Consider the following 4,948-nt stretch of genomic DNA (forward strand, 5'->3'; position numbering starts at 1 on the left):
GGATTGGCGCCGGCGACTCCGCCGGGCACCGCACTGGGTGCGTGCGACAACGGGCGCTTTAGCCCGCAGCCACCTCACGCGTCCGGTTTCCGTACATTGCGGCAACCACCTCCCTTCTCGTGTGCGGCCACTGTAAACACCCCCGCAGATCGCGATCAAGCGAATTTCGGGGGCGAATTTCGCAGGCGTCTCCTCGGCTTTCCGGAACCGCCGGTTCATACCTTCTTGACGACGATCGAGTCCGGGACCAGCCGCTCCAGGTCGTCCACGTCCGAGGTGAATACGGTGACCTGCCCCTTTTGCTGACGCGCGATGACGGCGAGCACCGCGTCGATCGCGTACTCGTGGCCGTGCAGCTCGGCGTCCGCCAGTAGCCGGCGGGCCTGGCGGGCTTCGTCCTTCCCGACGTCGGCGACCTTGAGCCGGGAGAGGAGCCAGTCCCAGCGCTGCTCGGTGGTCCTCCCGTCGTACGCCTCGACGAGCGTCATCGGAGACGTCACCACCTCTGCCCCGCCCCGGGCGGCGATGTCCAGCAAGGCGATCAGCTTCCGGTCGCCGCGCACGGCCAGGGACAGCGCTTCGCAGTCGAGCACGAAGACGCGCAGCGGCGGCTGCCCTCGGTCACGGGGCCGCTTCACGCGGCCTCTCCGGCCTCGGGCCTTCCGGCCGCCCGGCGGCGTTCGTGCTCGGCGTCGAGATCCTCCAGGTCCTCGAACGCGGCCGCGCGCTCGTCCTCGGTGACGGGACCGTGCTCCTCCTGGAGCCAGTCGACCAGTTCCCGCAGCCGGTCCCGGTCCCGCTTGAACCGCAGCGCTTCGGCGACGTACGCCGACAGACCCCGCTCCGCCGCTTCCGCACGGATCTCGTCAAGGAGCTCTTCGGGGATCGTCACCGTGATCTTCTTGGTCGCCATACAAGAGACCATACTCCCGGTATCACGGCCCTCACCAGATCGGCCGCCGGCACCCCTATGGGCCGGTCGCCCCCGCTGCCTATCCTTGCCGCCGAGGCTGGGGGGCCACATGGATCAGGGGGCGTTGCCGCGCGAGTACCGGACCAGGGCGGGAACGGGGGGCGGGGGCTTTCTGTTGATGGGCCTCGTCTGGGTGTGGGGCTGCTACCAGTCGGCCACCGCCGACCGCCTGCCGCTCTGGTGGAGGGTGGCGGAGAGGGTCTCCGCGTACGCCTACCTGCCCGGGGGCAAGCGGGTCCCGCTCCCGTGCGTGGAGGACCGTGAGGTCGCGGGGGTCCGTACCGAAGCGGCCTTCATCCGGTCCGTGTGGACCGAGCTGCGCGGCCCCGGATGGCAGCCGGGTCCGGACGCCGAGGCGCGCATCGCCCGGGCTGCCGCGCGACGGGAGTGGTGGGCGCGGTCGGCCTGGGCGAACGTGGTGATCGGTACGGCCACGCTTGCCGGCGTCGCGCTCCTCGTGGTGCTTCTCAGCTGACGGGACGGCCCCCGAGCACCGGACATACCGGGATGATTGCGGGAAGTGGGTGTGGGCTGCGTCACGTTCCAGTTCAATGACGTGACGTGCCGCACACGCGAACACCTGCAGGGGGCCCAGGTGACTGCATCCGGACGTAGTGAGACCGCCGACGATCTGCTCGCAGCGCTGCTCGACGGGATGGACGCGGCCTTGTGCGCGTTCGACGCCGATGGCGTGATCACCCATTGGAACCGTGAGGCCGAGCGGATCCTCGGGTGGTCGGCGGGGGAGGCCGTGGGGCGCAAGGGGTTCGCGGGCTGGGCCGTGCGGGCCGCCGACGCGCAGGACGTGCAGGACAGGCTCATGGCCGCGCAGGACGTGCCGGGGCGGCAGGTGCACGAGTTCGCGCTGCTGACCAAGGACGGCGGGCGGGTGCTCGTACGGACCCAGTCCGCTGGGGTGCCGGGCGCCGACGGGAAGCCGGCCGGGGTGTACTGCGCCTTCAGCGAGGTGCACGCGCAGATCGACCTGGAGCGTTCCATCGCCTTGAGCGAGGCGTTGATGGAGGACGCCTCCTGGGGGGTCGTGCTCGTGGACGTGGACCTGCGCCCGGCCGTGGTCAACGTCCATGCCGCCCGCGCCTTCGGGTCCGGCCGCACCGCGCTGCTCGGGCGGCCGCTGGGGGAGCTGCTGGCGCAGGGGGTGGAGGAGCTGGAGGGGGCCCTGCAGCACGTATTGGCCGAGGGTGCGCCCCCGGCACCCGCGGAGCTGTGGGTGTCCGTACGGGGCCCCGAGGGCGTGCGGCGGCGGTGCTGGCGGTGCGGGTTCCTGCGCCTGGCGTCGCCGCTAGCGGAGGAACCCGTACCGCTCGGGGTCGCGCTGCTGTTCCAGGACGTCACCGAGGCCCGCCAGGCGCAGCTGGACACGGCGCAGTTGCGGTTCCGGTCCCACCAGCTGTACCGGGCCGGGCGGGCCGCCGCCGAGTGCGAGGACCCGGCCGAAGCGGCGGCCGTGCGGCTGGAGTTCGCCCTGGCGGGCTTCGCCGAGCACGCACTGGTGGACGTACTGGAGCCGCTACGGGAACCGGAGCCCGCGCGGCTGCTGCGCTGGGCGGCGTCCCCGCCCGGCCTGCCGGGGCTGCCCGAGCCCGGGGCGATCCCGGTGCGCTACCCGGCCGGGCACCCGGCGCTGCAGGCGCTGGACCGGGTCGGGTCGGTGCGGGCCAGCGCCCCGCACGGGCAGGCCGACGGGGCGTGGGCGGCCGGCCGGCGCTGGCCCGAGGGGGCGGCGCACGCCCTGTGCACGGTACTTCGCAGCCGGGGCCGGAGCCTGGGGACGCTGACGTTCCTGCGGGGGCCGTCCAGGGCCGCCTTCGAGCGTGCGGACGCGGCGTACGCGGAGGAGGTGGCGGCCCGCGTCGCGGCGGATCTGGACCTGGGGCTGGGCCTGGCAGGGAGGTGAGGTGCCCGCGTGCGGGCGCCCCGGGCGCCCAGTGGCGGAACCCGGCTCCAGTGGCGGAACCCGGTGCCTAGTGGCGGCCCCCGGCTCCTAGTGGCGGAAGAAGATGCGGTCGCCGTACTCCTGCATGACGCGGCCGTTCCACTCGTGGCCGCCGTCGACGTTGCCCGAGCGCAGGAGCGGTGGTTCGACCCCGCGGGAGACGAGCTCGCCGGCCGCAGCGGCCATGACCGCCTGCATGATCGCGCTGGTCACGACGGTGGAGGCGGGGGCGAAGGGGGCTTCGATGCCCTCGTGGGTGAGCTCGGCGTCGCCGACCGCGATCTTGCTGTCGAGGACGATGTCGCAGTGGTCCTTGAGGAAGGTGCCGGAGACGTGGCGTGACCTGGTGTCGGTCGCGTAGGCCACCGAGGTGACCCCGATGACCTTGAGGCCGATCGCGCGGGCGTTCATGGCCATCTCGACCGGCAGCGCGTTGCGCCCGGAGAGGGAGATGATCACGAGGACGTCGCCGTCACTGGCGGGGCTGCTGTCCAGGACCGCCCCGGCGAGGCCGTCGACGCGCTCCAGGGCGCTGCCGAGGGTGGCGGGCATGACGTCGATGCCGACGGTGCCGGGGACGGCGAGGAAGTTCATCAGGGCGAGTCCGCCGGCTCGGTAGACCACGTCCTGGGCGGGAAGCGAGGAGTGCCCGGCGCCGAAGGCGAAGAGCTTGTTCCCGGCGGCCACGGCGTCGGCGATGACGGTCCCGGCCTCGTTGATGCGTGCGGACTCCTCGTCCCGTACCCGCTCCAGCAGGCCGATCGCGGCGTCGAAGAACTGACCGGCCAGCTTGCTCTCGCTCATACGCCGATGGCCTTCCGGGGTGGGAGTGGGTGAGGTTGTCGTCCGTGTCCGCCGCTCACCGTGCGGTCTGGACCAAGGGCGTGTCAATACGAACTTCCATCCATGGGGCGAAAGGCCCGGTGGGCGGCGTAATGAGAGGTGGCCACAGGGGCGCGGGGGGCGTTTCGAGACCGCCCGGAGCGGCCCTTGACGTCCTACACGGGACGGTTGTCGGCGCGATGGGTCAGAATTGGGGGCAGGGCCAGCGCACGCAATCCGAGGGGCACGAATGTCCGGACTGATCGACACCACGGAGATGTACCTCCGCACCATCCTCGAACTGGAAGAGGAAGGTGTGGTCCCCATGCGCGCCCGCATCGCCGAGCGGCTCGACCAGAGCGGCCCGACGGTGAGCCAGACGGTGGCGCGGATGGAGCGCGACGGCCTGGTGGCCGTCGCCAGCGACCGGCACTTGGAGCTGACCGACGAGGGGCGCAAGCTGGCGACGCGCGTGATGCGCAAGCACCGGCTCGCGGAGTGCCTGCTCGTCGACGTCATCGGTCTGGAGTGGGAGCAGGTGCACGCCGAGGCCTGCCGCTGGGAGCACGTGATGAGCGAGGCGGTGGAGCGGCGGGTGCTGGAGCTGCTGCGCCACCCGACCGAATCGCCGTACGGCAACCCGATCCCGGGACTGGAGGAGCTCGGCGAGAAGGCCGAGGCCGATCCGTTCCTGGAGGAGGGCATGGTCAGCCTCTCCGAGCTGGACCCGGGCGTGGAGGGCAAGACCGTGGTGATCCGCCGGATCGGCGAGCCGATCCAGACGGACGCGCAGCTGATGTACACGCTGCGCCGGGCGGGCGTGCAGCCCGGTTCGGTGGTCAGCGTGACCGAGTCGCCCGGCGGTGTGCTGGTCGGCAGTGGGGGCGAGGCCGCGGAGCTGGACTCGGACATCGCCTCCCACGTGTTCGTGGCGAAGCGCTGACGGGCGGGCACTGACGGACGGGCGGAGGGGCGGGTCGACTACAGGCTGACGCACGGGCGTTCGATCGGGTCGCCAGTGCGAGCGAATCCGGCTGGTGTCGGCCGATGTGGACCGGTGCGGATCTGTATGGATGGTCCCGGGGGGGGGGGGGGCCCGGGCCGGGCCACCCCCGCGTTTAAGAGGGGGCCCAGCGCTCAAGGTGTTAGCAACCGGCCGGGATACCCCCGCGGGGCGCCGCCCGGGTTTAATGTTA

The 4,948-nt window shown here is 72.2% G+C and carries 6 protein-coding genes; 3 read left to right on the forward strand and 3 right to left on the reverse strand.

All coding sequences use genetic code 11. The annotated features are described in order from the left end of the window. Window positions 1–215 precede the first annotated feature (215 nt). Window positions 216–638: a hypothetical protein gene (locus ACFVX6_RS36330; protein ID WP_389698866.1), complete on the reverse strand. Its 423-nt coding sequence runs from the start codon at window positions 636–638 to the stop codon at window positions 216–218. After that, entirely contained in the window at window positions 635–913 is a 279-nt protein-coding gene (locus tag ACFVX6_RS36335) for a CopG family transcriptional regulator (RefSeq protein ID WP_389698867.1), read from the reverse strand. The genes ACFVX6_RS36330 and ACFVX6_RS36335 overlap by 4 nt, the downstream gene beginning before the upstream one ends. 178 nt (window positions 914–1,091) lie before the next feature. Between ACFVX6_RS36335 and ACFVX6_RS36340 the strand changes: the two genes are divergently transcribed. Both ACFVX6_RS36340 and ACFVX6_RS36345 read left to right on the forward strand, forming a co-directional pair. Continuing rightward, a complete protein-coding gene (locus tag ACFVX6_RS36340; protein ID WP_389698868.1) occupies window positions 1,092–1,448 on the forward strand; it encodes a hypothetical protein in 357 nt (118 codons plus the stop codon). Between the two features lie 120 nt (window positions 1,449–1,568). Next, window positions 1,569–2,891, forward strand: coding sequence for a PAS domain-containing protein (locus tag ACFVX6_RS36345; protein ID WP_389698869.1), 1,323 nt, complete (start codon window positions 1,569–1,571; stop codon window positions 2,889–2,891). A gap of 87 nt (window positions 2,892–2,978) precedes the next feature. On the opposite strand, the gene ACFVX6_RS36350 is transcribed toward ACFVX6_RS36345, so the two are convergent. Beyond that, window positions 2,979–3,734, reverse strand: coding sequence for an SIS domain-containing protein (locus ACFVX6_RS36350; RefSeq protein ID WP_389698870.1), 756 nt, complete (start codon window positions 3,732–3,734; stop codon window positions 2,979–2,981). A gap of 268 nt (window positions 3,735–4,002) precedes the next feature. On the opposite strand from ACFVX6_RS36350, the gene ACFVX6_RS36355 reads away from it, so the two are divergent. Next, window positions 4,003–4,695 carry a metal-dependent transcriptional regulator gene (locus ACFVX6_RS36355; RefSeq protein ID WP_250747533.1) on the forward strand — a complete coding sequence of 231 codons (693 nt, stop codon included), beginning with the start codon at window positions 4,003–4,005 and terminating at the stop codon, window positions 4,693–4,695. Window positions 4,696–4,948: the final 253 nt, after the last annotated feature.

The organism is Streptomyces sp. NPDC058289 (assembly GCF_042880975.1).
Lineage (GTDB): Bacteria > Actinomycetota > Actinomycetes > Streptomycetales > Streptomycetaceae > Streptomyces > Streptomyces stoeckheimensis.